7 protein-coding genes are annotated in these 18195 nt (G+C 69.7%); 5 read left to right on the top strand and 2 right to left on the bottom strand.

What is annotated here, in order from left to right; all coding sequences use genetic code 11:
* The first annotated feature begins 165 nt into the window (after positions 1-165).
* Together I3F58_RS05950 and I3F58_RS05945 are read left to right on the top strand one after the other, a co-directional pair.
* Positions 166-1236: a LacI family DNA-binding transcriptional regulator gene (locus tag I3F58_RS05950; RefSeq protein WP_240107157.1), complete on the top strand. Its 1071-nt coding sequence runs from the start codon at positions 166-168 to the stop codon at positions 1234-1236.
* Between the two features lie 36 nt (positions 1237-1272).
* Entirely contained in the window at positions 1273-2169 is an 897-nt protein-coding gene (locus I3F58_RS05945; protein WP_240107156.1) for a phosphatase PAP2 family protein, read from the top strand.
* 69 nt (positions 2170-2238) lie between these two features.
* Here the strand turns inward: I3F58_RS05945 and I3F58_RS05940 are convergent, their stop codons facing one another.
* Both I3F58_RS05940 and I3F58_RS05935 read right to left on the bottom strand, forming a co-directional pair.
* A complete protein-coding gene (locus I3F58_RS05940; RefSeq protein ID WP_240107212.1) occupies positions 2239-5232 on the bottom strand; it encodes a bifunctional [glutamine synthetase] adenylyltransferase/[glutamine synthetase]-adenylyl-L-tyrosine phosphorylase in 2994 nt (997 codons plus the stop codon).
* An 84-nt stretch (positions 5233-5316) separates the two neighbouring features.
* Positions 5317-5685 (bottom strand): transcriptional regulator, encoded by a 369-nt coding sequence (locus I3F58_RS05935; RefSeq protein WP_240107155.1) that lies wholly within the window; start codon positions 5683-5685, stop codon positions 5317-5319.
* A gap of 458 nt (positions 5686-6143) precedes the next feature.
* Here I3F58_RS05935 and I3F58_RS05930 point away from each other — a divergent pair, with 458 nt between their 5' ends.
* From I3F58_RS05930 to I3F58_RS05920, 3 genes are all read left to right on the top strand, one after another.
* Positions 6144-6761: a BMP family ABC transporter substrate-binding protein gene (locus I3F58_RS05930; protein WP_240107154.1), complete on the top strand. Its 618-nt coding sequence runs from the start codon at positions 6144-6146 to the stop codon at positions 6759-6761.
* A gap of 257 nt (positions 6762-7018) precedes the next feature.
* The gene (locus I3F58_RS05925) at positions 7019-17638 is read left to right on the top strand and encodes a LamG-like jellyroll fold domain-containing protein (protein WP_240107153.1); all 10620 of its coding nucleotides are present in this window, start codon (positions 7019-7021) and stop codon (positions 17636-17638) included.
* Entirely contained in the window at positions 17635-18141 is a 507-nt protein-coding gene (locus tag I3F58_RS05920) for a hypothetical protein (RefSeq protein ID WP_240107152.1), read from the top strand. Before I3F58_RS05925 ends, I3F58_RS05920 begins: the two co-directional genes overlap by 4 nt.
* Positions 18142-18195 lie beyond the last annotated feature (54 nt).

The following is an 18195-nucleotide window of genomic DNA, read 5'->3' as shown; positions in this document are numbered from 1 at the left end:
GCAGCAGTGGCGCGATCCGGGGGGTGGAATCCGACGGTTCCGGCCCCTCCGGCGAGCAGGAACGGAGGGACGCACAGGAGCGAAGGGGAGCGCCCGGGGGCGCGGTCCGCGGCCTTCCCCGGGCCTGGTGGGCAATCCGACGCGCGCCCGGTACAGTCGCACCACATGACCGCGCGGCTAGCCGACATCGCAGCCCAGGCGGGGGTCAGTGAGGCCACAGTCAGCCGCGTGCTCAACGGCAAGCCCGGTGTGGCCGCGGCCACCCGCCAGTCCGTGCTTGCCGCGCTGGACGTGCTCGGTTACGAGCGTCCCGTACGGCTCCGCCAGCGCAGCGCCGGCCTCGTCGGACTCATCACACCCGAGCTGGAGAACCCGATCTTCCCGGCCCTGGCCCAGGTCATCGGCCAGGCCCTGACCCGCCAGGGCTACACGCCCGTGCTGGCCACGCAGACCCCCGGCGGCTCCACCGAGGACGAGCTGACCGAGATGCTGGTGGAGCGCGGCGTCGCCGGGATCATCTTCGTCTCCGGACTGCACGCCGACACCACGGCCGACCCGCAGCGGTACGACCAACTGCGCGGCAAGGGCGTCCCGTACGTCCTGATCAACGGCTTCTCGCCGCACATCCAGGCGGCGTTCGTCTCTCCCGACGACCGCGCCGCGATGAAGCTGGCGGTCACCCATCTCGTGTCCCTCGGGCACAGCCGGATCGGACTGGCGGTCGGCCCGAAGCGGTTCGTGCCGGTGCTCCGCAAGATCGAGGGCTTCCACGCCGGGATGCGGGAGCGGCTCGGGCTCTCCCCGGAGGAGACCGAGGAGCTCGTCCAGCACTCCCTGTACACGCTCGAAGGCGGACAGGCAGCGGCCGGCGCCCTCATCGAGCGCGGCTGCACGGCGGTCGTGTGCGCCAGCGACATGATGGCCCTCGGCGCCATCAGGGCGGCCCGCCAGCGGGGGCTGCAGGTGCCCCGGGACGTGTCCGTCGTGGGCTTCGACGACTCCCCGCTCATAGCGTTCACGGACCCGCCGCTCACCACCATCCGCCAGCCCGTGCAGGCCATGGGGCAGGCGGCGGTGCGGGCGCTGCTGGAGGAGATCGGCGGTACGCCCGCCCCGCACGGCGAGTTCGTCTTCATGCCGGAGCTGGTCGTTCGCGGTTCAACGGCCTCGGGCCCGCAAGGGCAGAGGTCCCTCCTGAGGCGTACGGATGGCGGCGGGAATCCGTTTGAAGGATGATCGAACTGATGGAGCTTTCTGGCAGACTCTTTCCCCATGGGTGACGGGACATTGACGACGTTGGACGGCCGCGCGGCGGCCCCGACAGCACCTGTGGAGGAGGCACGGCCGGGCCGCCCGGAGGAGCAGCCGACCGCGTGGCAGCGGCTGCGCTCGCCCCGTCGCCCCCGTATCTGGTTCGAGGTCCTTCTCCTCGCGGTCAGTTACGGCGTGTACTCGCTGATCCGCAACGCCGTGCCGGAGCAGAAGGCACAGGCGCTGAAGAACGCCGACTGGATCTGGTCCCTGGAGCAGAACCTGGGGCTGGCCTTCGAGAAGACCGTCAACCACACGGTGGACTCGGTGACCTGGCTCATCGTGTCGATGAACTACTACTACGCCACCCTGCACTTCATCGTCACGATCGCCGTGCTGGTCTGGATGTACCGCAGGCACCCGGGCCGCTACGCGGCGGTGCGCGCCGTGCTGTTCTGCATGACGGCCGTCGCGCTGCTCGGCTACTACCTCTACCCGTTGGCGCCGCCCCGGCTGATGGAGAGCGAGCACTTCGTCGACACGGTCATCAAGCACGGGACGTGGGGCTCGATGGCGTCCGGTGACCTGAAGAACATGTCGAACCAGTTCGCCGCGATGCCCTCCATGCACATCGGCTGGTCGCTGTGGTGCGGGCTGGCGGTCTTCGCGCTGGCGCGGGCGCCGTGGCTGCGGATCCTGGGCCTGCTGTACCCGGCGCTGACCCTGGTCGTGATCGTGGCGACGGCGAACCACTTCTGGATGGACGCGGTGGGCGGAGTGCTGTGCCTGCTGTTCGGCCTGGTCGTGGCGTACGCCTGGTACGGGGCCCTGCCGCACCGGCTGCCGCGCGAGGTGGAGCAGCGGCGGGCGGGGACGCCCGGCGGAGGCGGGGCCACGGCCGTGCGGCTCACGAGCTGAGGGCCGTACGGCCCGCGCCGAGCGGGGCCGGGGCCCGGGTTCACACCCGGATCACCGCCGCCGCACCCGTCACGCCCCGTAGAACAGGTCGTCCACCACGGCCCGGGCCCGCCGGGTGGTCCGCCGGTAGCCGTCCACCATCTCCCCGACGTGCCCCGGCCCGTACCCGAGGTATCGCCCCACGGCGCCCAGTTCCCGCCCGTCGGACGGGAAGGTGTCCCCGGCCCGGCCGCGCACCAGCATCACCCCGTTGCGGACCCGGGTGGCCAGCACCCACGCCTCGTCCAGCGTCCGCGCGTACCGCTCGCTGATCAGTCCGGCCTCGCAGGCCGCCGCCAGCGCCCTGCGGGTGCTGGTGGTGCGCAGCCCGGGTACCTCGTGGCCGTGCCTCAGCTGGAACAGCTGCACGGTCCACTCGACGTCCGACAGCCCGCCGCGCCCCAGTTTGGTGTGCAGGGTCGGGTCGGCGCCGCGCGGAAGCCGCTCGGTCTCCATGCGGGCCTTGAGCCGCCGGATCTCCCGTACGGCGGCCTCGTCGAGCCCCCTGGCGGGGTACCGCAGCGGGTCGATCAGCTCGATGAACCGCCGCCCCAGGTCCTCGTCGCCCGCCATGGGCTCGGCCCGCAGCAGGGCCTGGCTCTCCCAGACACGCGACCAGCGCCGGTAGTACGCGGCGTACGAGGTGAGGGTCCGCACCAGGGGCCCGTTGCGGCCCTCGGGACGCAGGTCGGCGTCGATGAGCAGCGGCGGGTCGGCGGTGGGGAGCTGGAGCAGCCGCCGCATCTGTGCGACGACGCGGTTGGCGGCGCGGGCGGCCTCCTGCTCGTCGACGCCCTCTCGGGGCTCGTGCACGAACAGGACGTCCGCGTCGGAGCCGTATCCCAGCTCGCGGCCGCCGAAGCGGCCCATGCCGATGACGGCGAACCGGGTGGGGAGGGTGTCGCCCCACTCCTCGCGGACGGCGGCCCGGAGGGCTCCGGCGAGGGTGGCGGCGTTGAGGTCGGTGACGGCCTGCCCGACCCGGTCGACGAGGGGTCCGGCGTCCGCGTGCTCGTGGATGCCCTCGGCCCCGTACGAGCTGATGATGTCGGCCGCGGTCGTGCGGAACAGCTCCCGGCGCCGTACCCCGCGGGCCGCCGCGACGGCCTGTTCGGCTCCGCCGGCGCGGCCCACCGCGGCGAGGATCTCCGGCTCCAGGTGGGCACGGGTGCGGGGCTCCAGTCCCTCGGGGGCGCCGAGGATGGCGACCGCCTCGGGGGCGCGCAGCAGCAGGTCGGGGGCGAGGCGCCCGGCGGACAGGACGCGGGCGAGGTTCTGCGCGGCGGCGCCCTCGTCGCGCAGGAGCCGCAGGTACCAGGGGGTCTTGCCGAGCGCGTCGGACACCTTGCGGAAGCCGAGCAGCCCGGCGTCCGGGTCGGCGGAGTCCGCGAACCAGCCGAGCAGCACGGGCAGCAGGGTGCGCTGGATGGCGGCCTTGCGGGTGACGCCGGACGCGAGGGCCTCCAGGTGGCGCAGGGCGGCGGCGGGGTCGGCGTAGCCGAGGGCCTCCAGCCGCTGCCCGGCCGCCGCGGGGCTCAGCCGGGTCTCGACGGGGGCGAGGCGGGCGACGGCGTCGAGGAGCGGCCGGTAGAACAGCTTCTCGTGCAGCCGCCGGACGACGGACGAGTGCCGCCGCCACTCGCGCCCCAGCTCCGCGATGGGGTCGGTGCGCAGCCCGAGGGACCGCCCGATCCGCCGCAGGTCGGCGTCGTCCTCCGGGACGAGGTGGGTGCGGCGCAGCCGGTAGAGCTGGATGCGGTGTTCCATGGTCCGCAGGAACCGGTACGCGTCGTCGAGCTGGGCGGCGTCGGCCCGGCCCACGTACCCGCCAGCGGCCAGCGCGGCGAGGGCGTCGAGGGTCTTGCCGCTGCGGATGGAGGGGTCGCCACGCCCGTGGACGAGCTGGAGCAGCTGCACGGCGAACTCGACGTCCCGCAGCCCGCCGGGCCCGAGCTTCAGCTCCCGTTCGACGTGGGCGGCGGGGATGTTGTCGACGACGCGGCGCCGCATCTTCTGCACGTCGGGGACGAAGTTCTCCCGCTCGGCGGCCTGCCACACGAGCGGGGCGAGGGTGTCGACGTAGGCGGCGCCCAGCGCGGTGTCCCCGGCGACGGGCCGGGCCTTGAGCAGGGCCTGGAACTCCCAGGTCTTGGCCCAGCGCTGGTAGTAGGCGAGGTGGGAGGAGAGGGTCCGTACGAGCGGCCCGTTGCGGCCTTCGGGGCGGAGGTTGGCGTCGACGGGCCAGATGGTGCCCTCGACGGTGGTCTCGGAGCAGATCCGCATCAGGTGCGAGGCGAGCCGGGTGGCGGCCTGCACGGCCCGCCCCTCATCGACCCCGTCGACCCCCTCCCCCACGAAGATGACATCCACGTCGGACACGTAGTTCAGCTCGTGTCCCCCGCACTTCCCCATGCCGATGACGGCGAGCCTGCACAGGGCGGCGTCCTCGGGCGCGGCGGCACAGGCGATGGCGAGGGCGGCACGGAGGGTGGCGGTGGCGAGATCGGCCAGCTCGGCGGCGGCCTGGGCGACGTCGGTGGTCCCGCAGACGTCCCGTGCGGCGATGGCGAGCAGGCACCGCCGGTAGGCGACGCGCAGTGCGACGGGGTCCTTGGCCCCGGCCAGCTCCCGCTCAAACTCCTCCACCCCCGGGTGGAGGTCGGCGGACTCGTACGTCACGAGCACCTGCCAGTCGAGCGGATGCCGCGCCAGGTGGTCGCCGAGGGCCTCCGAGGCCCCGAGGACGCCGAGCAGCCGGTCCCGCAGGGGCTTGGAGCCGAGCAGCGTGGACAGCAGGGCCTGCCGCCGCGCCTCGTCGGGCTGGGCCTCGACGACCCGTACGAGCCCCTGGAGGGCGAGGTCCGGGTCGGCGGTGCCGCCGAGCGCGTCCAGGAGTACGGGGTCGGAGCGGACACCGGCCATGGCTGGGTCGTCCAGCAGCCGCTCGGCGGCGGACGGGTCGGTGAACCCGTGCCGCAGCAGCCGTGTGAAGGTACTGCTCCGCCGCCCCGGCGCCGGCACCACCATGCCCGCCTCCCGTTCCACGTGCGTGTCTGGTCCTGAGCCTATAGCCAGGGCTGTGGACGGGCCCTGGCCGAGCTGCCGCTGTCAGGCCGCGGAGAAGTGTCCGCCCGGCGGAGCCTCGTCCGTCTCATGGCCGTCGTGCCCGGTGAAGAGGAACATCGACGTGTCGCCGTCGAGGCCGGCGGCGAGGGAGCCGTCCGGCGCCTTGGCGAGCCGGGTGACCGGAGGCAGCGTGGGAACGGTGTCGCCGCCCTCGACACGGGAGCTCTCCCCCTCGGCCGTCCCCGGGCGCCGCGCCGGATCACTCTGCGACAGGCCGAACTCCGACCGGCGTACGCAGACGGCCCGGCCGAGAGCGAAGGCACACCCGGCCTCCACGTGGGCGGGGGACTCCTCGACCCGTTCCCCCGGGAGCCTGCGGGTCCTGCGCGTCTTCCACCGGGAGTGGTTCACGGGTGGTCGGCCTCCGTTCGCTTGCAGCTGTGTTCGGCGGGGCCGCGCTCTTCTTCGCGGACCTTCCGGGCCTGCCGGAACCTCTCGGCCTCGGCGGTCTCGCGCTGCCTGCGTCTTGCGGAACACCGTCAGGAGCACGATCCGGCTCCCCGGGAGTCGTCGGCTGGGCAGCGAGCATGTCAGCGGCACGCTCGGCCTTGTCGTGGCGCTGGTCCGAAGGAAGCTCCGGAGACTGCCGGACCTCAGGTTCGGTCTCTGTCGGCCAGGGACCGCCCACACGTCAGACCGTATGGATCTCCGGGCCCGTGACGCGTCGGCCCGTGCGCTCTGTGCGGACCGGGCGCGGGGCGGAGCCCCCGGCCTTCTCGGCCCCTCCGGCCGAGCCGGACCGCGTGGGGCGATACCGTACGTCGGCCCTGTGCCTGGTCGCACGGGTGGACGAAAGGAGTCGTGGCGGCATGAAGACCCGTCGTACCTGGCGCAACGCGCCCAAGAAGTCGCATGAGGGCGGGTCCGTGGCCGCCGGGGTGGGGCGGGCGCTCGCTTCGCCCGGCGCGTTCCGCGGGCGGTGGGCCTGGGTGGCCGGAAGTGTCGGGGTGCTGGTGGCCGGGCTGGTGGGGACGTGGCTGCTGCTCGGCGGGGAAGGGGAGTCCACGCCGCCGGATCCGCGGGCGCGGCAGTACAAGGACTTCAACGCCTGCCTCCTGACGGACGACCAGGGCATCACGTCCGGCACGACCGCCGCGACCGTGTGGGAGGGCATGCAGGAGGCCTCGGGGGACACCCGGGTGCGTGTCACCTATGTGCCGGTGGCGGGTGAGCAGACAGCCGAGAACGCCCTGCCGTTCGTGAACGGACTGCTCCAGCGCAAGTGCTCGGTCGTCCTCGCGGTGGGCGAGGCCCAGGTGAAGGCGGCGGAGCAGCGGGCGGACGCGCACAAGGACGTACGGTTCGTCATCGTCGACGGGACGAAGAAGGGCGCGAACATCACCATCGCACGTTCCGGGGACGGCGACGGGCTGCAGGACACGGTGGCGGACGCCGTCCGGGATGTCGTCGAGGCGTCCGGCGTCTGACCGCTGAGCTGCGGGTTCCCCACCAGAGTAAAGATCACATAACGCACGGCCACTCAAGTAGAACTGACGTGCGCTCATCAGGCAGGCTCGCGAGGCTCATGTAAGCAACGCGTAAGGTTGAGGCCTGACCCATGCAACGTCGAAGGGTCCCCGGTCCGCGCCTGTTTCCGCCAGGTCGATCTGGCAGACGCAGAGCGCGGGTGACCGCGGTCACCGCACTCATATCCCTCTCACTCCTGGTCAGTACGGAACAGGCGGTGGCTCAGGGAGCCACCCTGCCCTCGCTGTCCATGCCCAAGCTGTCCCTGCCGGGGCTGTGGCAGTGGATGAACACCTCACCACTGGACACACCCGACCAGAAGGGCGGCTCCGCCGAAGGCAAGAGCCACAAGGCGTCGGCGGACGACACCAGCGCCGACGGCGGCGTCGGCAGCAAGCCCGGTAAGGGCAAGGGCGAACTCGACCCGTACGAGCGGCCGGTCGACAAGGTCGAGAAGACGAAGACGGGCAAGGCGCCCGGCGACGCCGACAGCTTCGACCCGAAGACCAGCAAGCGGGACGCGAAGAAGTCCACAGCCACCTCGGACCACTTCGTCAACGCCGACGGATCCACCACCGTCAGGCACTACGCCTCCCCCGCCAACTTCAAGGCGGAGGACGGCACGTGGAAGCCGATCGACACGACCCTGGTGGAGAAGAAGAACGGGCGGCTCGGCCAGCGGGCCAACGAGCTGGACGTGGAGTTCGCGCCGGACGCAGCAGACCAGCGCCTCGCTTCGGTGGACTTCGGTGACGGGATCAGCCTGGCGTACTCCCTGCGCGGGACCGCCAAGGCCGAGCCGGAGGTGGACGACAAGAAGATCGTCACCTACCGCGGAGTGCTCCCGGAGACCGACCTGCGGCTGGTGCCGCTGGCCGAGGGTTTCAAGGAACACCTGGTCCTCCACTCCCCGGACGCCCCGAACTCCTGGCTGTTCCCGCTGGAGCTGAAGGGGCTCACCCCGCGCCTCACGGACGACGGGGACGTGGAGTTCACCGCCCGCAAGGGCGAGAAGGACGAGGTCGTCGCGACGATCCCGCATGCCTTCATGGAGGACTCGAAGATCGACCCGCGTTCCGGTGACGCCACCCGCTCCCAGGCGGTGACGTACGAGCTGGTGCAGGAGGACGGCGAGCCCGCGCTGCGGATGACGGCGGACGAGGAGTGGCTGAAGGACCCCGAGCGGGTCTACCCGGTCACCGTCGACCCGACCATCGCGGCCAGCAACAGCACGTACGTCCAGTCCAACTACAGCGCCGACCGCTCCACCGAGAGCGTGATCAAGGTCGGTTCGTACGACAGCGGCACCAACGCGGCCATCTCGTTCCTGCAGTTCTCGTCGCTGGGCAACACCCTGAAGGGTCAGCGCGTCACGTCCGCCAAGCTGAACGTGTACGCCTCCTGGTCCTCCACCTGCACCCCCCAGGTGTTCTACGCCCAGCCGATCACCGAGTCCTGGTCGCCTTCCACGACGAAGACGTTCCCGGGCCCGAAGTTCGGCCCCGCGATCGGCTCGACGACGCCCAACCCGGGCGCGTCCTGCACCAACACCAGCGCATCCACGAGCGTGGGTGTGAAAATGCCGGTCACGCTGGACACCGGATGGTTCGACTGGGTGGCCACCGGCGGCGCCAACTACGGCCTCGCCCTGACCGCACCGGTCAACGACAACCTGCACTGGAAGAAGTTCCACTCGGACAACTCCACGACCTCCGGTTTCCGTCCGGCGCTGGAGCTGACCTACTCGGCGAACACCAAGCCGCAGATCACCGCGCAGTACCCGCCGGTGAACTTCCAGGCCAACACCCTGCAGCCGGAGCTGCTGGTGTACGCGTACGACTCCGACAAGTGGCCGGCGGCCCTGTCGTACACCTTCGAGATCTACGAGGCGGACGGCAGCACCACGCCGGTCGCCACCTCCGGCTCGCTGAGCCGCGGTGCCTGGCGGGTACCGGCGGGCAAGCTGGAGTGGAGCAAGAACTACGTGTGGTACGTCGGGGTCTCCGACGGCTACGCGGAAACCGTCCAGTCCGGCCGCTTCACCACGGCGGTCCCGCAGCCTCCGGTGACGTCGGGTCTGGCGCAGAACACCGGCGGGCACGAGTTCGATCCGTCGGACGGCAACTACACCACCGAGGACACCGACGCACAGGTGTCGGTCGTGGGCCCGTCGCTGGAGATCGACCGGTCGTACAACAGTCTCGACCCGCGCCCGGGCAACGCGTTCGGTGCCGGCTGGTCCACGGTCGTGGACATGAAGGCGGCCGAGCACAAGGACCCGTCGGGCACGGTCACCCACGTCGAGATCACCTATCCCGGCGGTGAGCAGGTCGCCTTCGGCCGCAACGCCGACGGCACGTTCGTGCCGCCGCTGGGCCGTTACGCGCGCCTCCAGGCGGTCTCGGGCGGGTACACGCTGACGGACAAGGACTTCACCGAGTACCGCTTCACGCAGGCGGTCGCGGGGAAGGCCGGCACCTACGCGATCAGCTCGATCAAGGACTTCGCGGGCCGCACGGAAACGTTCACCTACGCCTCCGGGAATCTCACGAAGATCACGAACGAGACGTCGCAGCGGTCCCTGCACCTGACCTGGACCACCCCGGCGGGCGCCAAGGCCGCGCATGTGGCGACGGTCGCAACCGACCCGGCCACGGCGGGAGACGCGGCCACGGCACAGACGTGGACGTACGGCTACGCGGCCGACCAGCTCACCAAGGTGTGTGCCCCGGCCGATCCGCTGAAGTGCACCACCTACGGCTACACCACCGGCAACCACTACCGGACCACCGTCCTGGACGCGGACCCGTTCGCGTACTGGCGGCTCGGTGAGGCCGCGGGCGCGTCGGTGGCCACCGACGGCATCGTCACCAACCAGGGCAAGTACAACGGCCTGTTCCACGACGTGACGCTGGGTGCGACGGGTCCGCTGGCGGGCTCGACGCAGACGGCCGCGTCGTTCAACGGCACCACCTCCTACGTGGAGATGCCGTCGGCGCCGGGTGCGACCCCGTCGTACATGTCGGTGTCGCTGTGGTTCAGGACCACCACCGCCGGGGGTGTGCTGTTCTACTACGGCAGCAAGCCGCTGAGCGACTCCGACCCGGTGAACAACACCAAGTACAACACCCCGGCGGTGTACGTCGGCACGGACGGCAAGCTGCGCGGCTGCCTGGCCATGTCGCCCGGCTGCAGCCCGAACATCGTCTCCGGTCCCACCGTCACCGACGGCCAGTGGCACCAGGCGGTTCTGACCGGTCAGGCCAACAGCCAGACGCTGTACCTGGACGGTGCGAAGGTCGGGTCCCTCACGGGCACGATCAACGACTGGGACCAGCCTTACATCAGCCTGGGTGCGGGGGTGAACAACCAGGGCTGGCCCGCGATGAACCCCGACGACAAGCTCGGGCACTACACCGGTGACCTCGCCGAGGTCGCCATCTACTCGGAGCCGCTCACCCCGGCCGTGATCACCGCGCAGTACCAGGCCGCGAAGAACGCGGCGGGGCTGCTCAACAGGATCACCACTCCGGAGGGCAAGGTCCGCTCCGAGGTCGACTACGGCACCACCGACGACCTGGTCCTCCAGGCCACGGACGCCAACGGCGGCACCTGGAAGCTCAACCCGCCCACCATCACCGGCTCGTCGCAGGTCTACCGGTCCGCCGTCATGGGCTCCGCCCCGGCCGGCTACTGGCGCCTCGACGACACGGCGGCCGCCCCCCAGGCCGCGAACCAGGTCAACACCGGTTTCGGCACGTACAGCACCGTCACCCAGGGCGTGACCGGTCCGTTCGGCACCGGCGACGCCACGGCTGCGTCGTTCGACGGGGTCTCGTCGTACGCGGAGATCCCGTTCGCCCCGTGGCACGGCTCCGGCGAGCGGGCGGTCGAGCTGTGGTTCAAGACCGGCTCGCCGGGTGTGATCCTGTCCGACCAGTCGAAGGACCCGACGCTCGCGAGCCCGTCCGGCTCCTGGAACCCGGTGCTGTACGCGGGCTCCGACGGCAAGCTGCACGGTCACTGGTGGAGCGTGTCGGGCTCGGGCAGCACGGCCTTCGGCTCGACGAAGACGGTCACCGACAACAAGTGGCACCACGCGGTCCTGTCCGCCTCGGGTACGAAGCAGACGCTTTACCTGGACGGTGTGAAGCAGGGCGAGTACAGCGGCGCGGCGAAGGACCAGTCCAACACCAGGACCTTCCTCGGCGCGGGCTTCGCCAAGTACTGGTACCAGTCCCCCGGTGACGTGAGCTTCTTCGACGGCTCCATCGCCGAGGTCGCCGCCTACGGTCACCCGTTGAGCGCGGCGGACGTCGAGGCGCACTGGAAGGCGTACAAGGCGTCCTCCGGTATCGCCCCCGTCAAGACGGTCAAGCTGACCGACCCGACGGACAAGACGCTGACGTACGTGTACGACGTGGAGATGGGCAACCGTCTGCTGGCCGCGATCGACACCAAGGGCAAGCGGACCACGTACGGCTACGACACGGGCGGCTTCCTGCACACCGTGACGGACGCCAACGGCAACCGGAGCATCAACGGCCACGACGTGCGCGGCAACACGGTCTCCACGACCACCTGCCAGGACACGGCCGCCGACAAGTGCTCGACGGAGTACTACACGTACTTCCCGGACGCCACCACCGCGTTCCCGCCGATGGACCTGCGCAACGACCTGCTGCTCACCGAGCGGGACGGACGCTCCTCGGGCCCCACGGACGACCGGTATCTCACCACGTACACCTACGACACGGCCGGCAAGCTCACCTCGGTGACCACCCCGCCGGTGGCGGGCCACCCCGACGGGCGTACCGCGACCACGACGTACACCACCTCGTCGACCCCGGCGGCCGGGGGCGGCACGGCGACGGTCCCGGCGGGGCTGCTGGACACGGTGACCACGCCGGGCGGCAAGCAGACCCGGCAGGTCTACCACGCCAACGGTGACCTCGCGGAGGTCACGGACGCCAACGGCGCCCGGGTGACGTACACGTACGACGACCTGGGCAGGCAGCTGTCGAGGACCGAGTACTCCGACGGCACCCCCGCCGGTCTGACCACCACGTTCACGTACGACAAGAACGACCAGGTGGTCACCGAGACCGGCCCGAAGATCACCAACCGGGTGACCGGCGCCGTCCACCAGGCCAGGACCACGACCGGCTACGACGCGGACGGCAACGTCCTGTCGCAGACGGTCTCCGACCTGACCGGCGGGGACGCGGCGCGGACCGTGTCGATGACGTACGACGCGTGGGGCCGCATGGACTCCCGCACGGACGCGGGCGGCGACACCACGTCGTTCGCGTACGACGAGTACGGCAACAAGGTGAAGGAGACCGACCCGGACGGGACGGTCATGACCTTCACCTACGACGCCGAGGGCCGGGCCCTCACCACGAGCCTGCTGGACTTCGTGGGCGATCCGGACAACCCGTCGGCGCCGGCCGACCTGGTGACGGAGTCCCGGGCGTACGACCCGGCCGGCCGGCTCGCGTCCCTCACCGACGCGATGGGCTGGGTGACCGAGTACACCTACACGGATGACGGACTGTCGGCCTCGGTGGTCCGCAAGGACCCGCAGACCGGCGAGTCGTTCACCGAGCAGGCGAACACGTACGACGCGGCCGGGAACCTGATCAAGCAGGTCACCAACGACGGCCAGACGACGAACACCTTCACGGTGGACGCGTCCGACCGCGTGATCTCCTCGGTCCTGGACCCGGCCGGCCTCGGCCGCACCACCACCGTGTCGTACGACCCGGACGACAACGTCGTGACGGAGTCCGAGTACGACCCGGCGACGGGCGAGAAGAGCACGCTCGACCGGCTCTACGACAACCTCGGCAACGTCACCGGCACGACCGTGCACGACGGCACGGTGGCCCCGGTCGCCCGCTACCGGCTGGACGAGACGACCGGATACGACGTCGGTGACTCCTCCGGGGCGAACCACACCGCCACGCACGGCACCGGTATGCACTGGAACACCGACCGGGGCGGCAGCGCCGTCTTCGACGGCGACGCCGAGTCGTACGCGCAGACGGACGGGCCGGTGGTCAACACCAGCGGCAGCTTCACCGTCTCCGCATGGGCCAGGCTGACCGACACATCGGTCAACCACACCCTGGTCTCACAGGACGGCGAGCAGGTCTACCGCCACGTGCTCTACTACTCCACGGGGGGCGGCTGGACCTTCGGCGGCCGGGCCGCGGACAGCAAGGGCTCCCCCTTGATCAGGGCCTACTCCGGTACCGACGCGGTGTCCGCGAACACCTGGACGCACCTGACGGGTGTCTACGACGCCGAGGCGGCGAAGATCCGTCTGTACGTCGACGGGTCCCTCGAGATGGAGACCGCGTGGACTTCCCCGTGGGAGGCGAAGGGTCCGCTGCAGTTCGGCCGGCACAAGTACGGCACCAACTACAGCAACAACCACAAGGGCGGTCTGGACGACGTCCAGGTCTACAGTGAGGCGCTGACCGGCTCTCAGGTGTCGTCGCTGTACGGCGGCACACTGCCGGCCGAGGGCAGCTCGGTCCAGTCCACGACGTGGAAGCTGGACCAGCGTGGTCTGCCGGTGTCGATGACCGATCCGAACGGCAACACCACCGACTACGGCTACGACGAGGGCGGCCAGCAGACCACGGTCACGGAGCCCGCCGTCAACGCCGAGCAGGAGGGCGGTACGCCGGTCACGGTCCGGCCGGTCACCATGGTCGGCTACAACACGTTCGGTGAGCGCACCGAGGTGTCGGACCCGCTCGGCAACGTGACGGTGACGGCCTACGACGCCGAGGGCCAGGAGACCTCGGTGAAGCTGCCGAACTACACCCCGCCGGGTTCCACGACCCCGATCGAGGCCATCGCCTGGACGGAGTACAACAGCCTGGGCCAGGTCACGGCCGAGGTGGACCCGCTGGGCAACCGCACCACGTACACGTACACCCAGCTCGGTGCGGTGGCCTCGGTCACGGAACCGGGCGGCGGTACGACGAAGTACACGTACGCCGACAGCGGTGAGCTGCTGTCGGTGACCCGGCCGAACGGCGCGCGTGAGGAGATGACCTGGGACTACCTGGGCCGCCCCCTCACCAGCACCACCATCGTCCGGCAGCCGACACAGCGCGCGTACACGGCGATCAACGAGTACGACGCGCCGGGCGGCGAGCTGTCCCGCTCGGTGAGCCCGACAGGCGTCGCCGAGTCCTACACGTACAACGCGGTGGGCGAGGTCACCGAGGTGACCGACGCCGCCGGTCAGACGACCAAGGTCACCTACAACATCGACGGAGGGATCCTCACCACCACCGATCCGGACGGCACCAGCACGAAGGTCGACTACGACGGCTTCGGCCGGCCGGTCGCCACGCACGACCTGGCGGCGGACGGCACGGTCATCCGCACGGCGCGGACCACGTACGACCGCGCGGGCAACCCGGTCGAGGCGACCGACTACCGCGGCCACACCACCAAGCTCACCCTGGACCCGACGGGTCTGGTGACGAAGGCGGTGCAGCCGGTCTCCGAGACGGAGTCGATCACCACGACCTTCGGCTACGACGTGGGCGGCAACCGCACACGTTTCACCGACGGCCGCGGCAACAAGTTCCTGACCACCTACAACAACTGGGGCCTGCCCGAGTCGCTCGTCGAGCCCTCGACACCCAGCCACCCGGACCTCGCTGACCGCACGTTCACCACGGTGTACGACAGCAACGGCCGCGTGGCGGAGCAGCGGTCCCCGGGCGACGTCGTGATCAGCAACGTCTACGACGCGAAGAGCCGACTGGTGCGCCAGACCGGCACGGGCGCCGAGGCGGAGACGGTCGACCACACCTACGCGTACGACTCCGACGACCGGCTGGTCGCGGTGGCGGGCGTCGGTGAGGAGACCAACACCTTCACCTACGACGACCGCGGTCTGCTGCTGTCCACGACCGGCCCGTCGGGCGCCTCGTCCTTCGCCTACAACGGTGACGGCGCGATGACCTCCCGCACGGACGCCTCCGGCACGTCAGCCTTCGGGTACGACACCGCCGGACGTCTGAAGACGGTCGACGACGGGGCCACCGGCTCCACGGCGACCTACGGGTACGACGTCAACAGCAACGTCACATCCATCGACTACGGCACCGGCAAGGCGAAGCGTTCCTTCGGGTACGACGCCCTGCAGCGTCTGACGAGCGACAAGCTGACCGCGCCGTCCGGCACGGTCACGTCGCAGATCACGTACGGCTACGACAAGAACAGCAACGAGACGTCGAAGACCACGGTCGGCGTCGCCGGAGCGTCCACGAACACGTACACGTACGACCGGGCGAACCGCATCACGTCCTGGAACAACGGCACCAGCACGGAGGTCTACGGCTACGACCCGTCCGGCAACCGCACACGCGTCGGCGGCGACACCTACACCTACGACGAGCGGAACCGTCTGACCTCGGACGGTCACAACACCTACAGCTACACACCACGCGGCACGATGAGATCCGTCGTGGACGAGGGCGGCATATCGACGCCGATGAAGGCCGACGCCTTCAACCGCGTGATCAATGAAGGCGACCGCACCTACCAGTACGACGGCCTGGACCGGCTCCTGTCCGCCACGTCCAGTGACGGCGGCTCGCTGTACGGCTTCCAGTACAGCGGCATGGGCAACGACGTGGCCTCCGACGGCACGGCCGCCTACAGCCGCAGCATCGACGGCACGCTGCTGGGCGTCAAGACGCCGGTCTCGTCGGCGCTCTACCTGACGGACCTGCACACCGACGTGGTGGCGCAGTTCACCGACACGGGCGAGACACTGACGGGTTCGGCGACGTACACGCCGTTCGGCAAGGTCGTCCAGTCCACCGGCATGGTGGGCAGCCTGGGCTACCAGTCCGGCTGGACCGACCCGGCCACCGCCAAGGTCAACATGGCCGCCCGCTGGTACTCCCCGGAGACCGGCCAGTTCAACAGCCGCGACACGGTCACGCTGAGCCCCCTGCCGGGCTCGGTGACGGCCAACCGCTACGCGTACGCCGACCAGAACCCGATGACGATGACCGACCCGACCGGCCACTGGTCGATCGGCGGCTTCATCAAGAAGGCGGCAAAGAAGGTCAAGAAGGTCGTCAAGAAGGTCAAGAAGACCGTCAAGTCGGCCTACAAGAAGACCAAGAGGGCCGTCAAGAAGGTCGCGAAGCGGGTCAGGAAGGCCGCCAAGAAGATCAAGAGGGCGGTCAAGAAGGTCGTTAAGCGGGCCAAGCGAGCCGTCCGCAAGACGGTGCGCTACGTCAAGGACAGCGTCAAGAAGGTCAAGAGATACGTCAAACGCACCTATAAGAAGGTCAAGCGGTACGCCCACAAGGTCGTCAAGAAGGTCAAGAAGACCGTAAGAAAGGTCGCCAAGGCGGCGAAGAGCGTCGCGAGGAAGGTGGTCAAGGCAGCCAAGAAGGTCGGCAGAGCCGTCAAGAAGGCCGCCAAGGCGACCGTCAACTACGTCAAGAAGCACGCCGCCACCATCGCGGCGATCGGCGTCGGCATCGCGGTCTTCGCGGGCTGCACGGCCCTGACCGCCGGAGTCGGAGCCATCGGCTGCGCCGCCCTCGCGGGCGCGGCGGCCAACGGCGTCGGCTACATGATGAGCGACGGCCCCAAGTCCGTCGGCGGCTTCCTCGGAGCCGTGGTCGTCGGCGCGGCGACCGGCGCGATCGGCGGCGCCATCGGCGGCGCGGTCAGCGGCGCCGCCTCCCAGGCGGTCGGCCGACTGCTCAGCAACGTCGGCAGCCAGGTCGCGCAGGGCGCGATCAGGGGCGCGGCCGGCGGCGCGGCCGAGGGCGCGGTCATGTACGGCGTGACCTGCGCGGCCAGCGAGGAGGGCTGCAGCGCCCGTGGCGCGGCCGAGGCCACAGCGGTGGGCGCGGCAGCGGGCGGCATCTTCGGCGCGGCGGCCAGCCGCTTCGGCCGCAAGGGCTGCACCCCCCACAGCTTCACGGGGCTGACCGGCGTACTGATGGCCAACGGCACCGTCAAGCCCATCTCCGAGGTGAAGGCCGGGGACTACGTCCTCACAGCCGAGCCCGGCAAGAAGAAGAAGGAGAAACACAAGGTCAAGAAGGTGATCGTCACCAAGACCGACCGTGACTACGTCGATGTCGTCGTAGAAACGAAGTCCGGCCCCAAGACGATCCAGACCACCAAGCACCACCAGTTCTACGAAGCCACGCGCAACTCCTGGACCCAGGCCACCGACCTCAAGGCCGGCCAGAAACTCCAGGATGCCTCGGGCTCCACGGCGACGATCGCCGCCGTCAAGTCGTACAAGGCGCAGCGCGTCACCTACGACCTGAGCGTCGAGGGCCTGCACACCTACCATGTGCTGGCTGGTGCCGTTCCGGTGCTCGTGCATAATGACAGCGGCTCCGGCTCGGCATGCCCGACGAACATCACCGTCAGCTACGAGCCGGGGATGCCCAAGTCCCAATTCAATATCAAGGCAGACGCACTCAAGAAGCTGAGTGACCAGGGGGTCCTCGTCAAAGCTCCGAACCCCCTTCCACCGCGAGCCGGTATCGAGAAGGGGTACAAGCAGGACTTCTTCAAGAGGGTCTACAGGCAGTTCAACGACGTGAACCCGGAGTTCGTCAAGCGAGCTCGCCAGCGAATCTTCGGTAACATGAATCCTGACCACGTATGGGAACTCCAGCTGGGCGGACCTGACGTCGTGGGAAATCTTCATATGCTTGACGCCTTCACCAATCAAGCAATCGGCCGACAGATAAGGCAACAGATCAGGAATCTGCCGGACCATACACCCATATCCGTCACCATCCAGGGGCCCAAATGATCACCGATGAATTCAGGCTGACGCTCTCGAGGGTGCGCGAAGCCATCGAATCCAACGCGGAGTGGAGCATCTGCAACTCCATAGACGAGGGCGCCCCCCGGCGACCGGAGCTTGACGCTCCGGAGGAGTACATCGACTTCCTGACGATTGCTGACGGGGCCATCATGGGCTCGGTAGTGATCCTCGGGAGAAGGTTCGTCGAGAGGTCCCAGGCACTGATCTCGCCGGGCATGGTCGAAGTCCCTGAAGAACCGAACGGATGGTTCGTCGTCGGGAAGATCAACGAGAATCCCGTACTCATCAACCGTCAGGATGGTTCGGTCTGGACCTACCCCGACATGCAGAGCTCCTGGTGGGCCAGTCGCGACTTCGAGAAGGTCTCGGACAGCCTTGCCGAGTTCGTTATGGAATGCGGATTCGGGCCAGGGTACCTGCGGGTAACCGGTTCTCCGGAGTCGGACGAGTGGTGGCAGATCCTGTGCCACCTCGGATACGCTGATTAGCTGTCGGAGCCGGTCGGGCTCCCTGCCGGGGAGGCGACCCGGACATGCGGGTTC

The sequence above is a fragment of the Streptomyces sp. MUM 203J genome (genome assembly GCF_022414595.1).
GTDB lineage: Bacteria > Actinomycetota > Actinomycetes > Streptomycetales > Streptomycetaceae > Streptomyces.
Note: the sequence above shows the minus strand (reverse complement) of the source record. Positions and strands in the feature narration are given on the sequence as shown.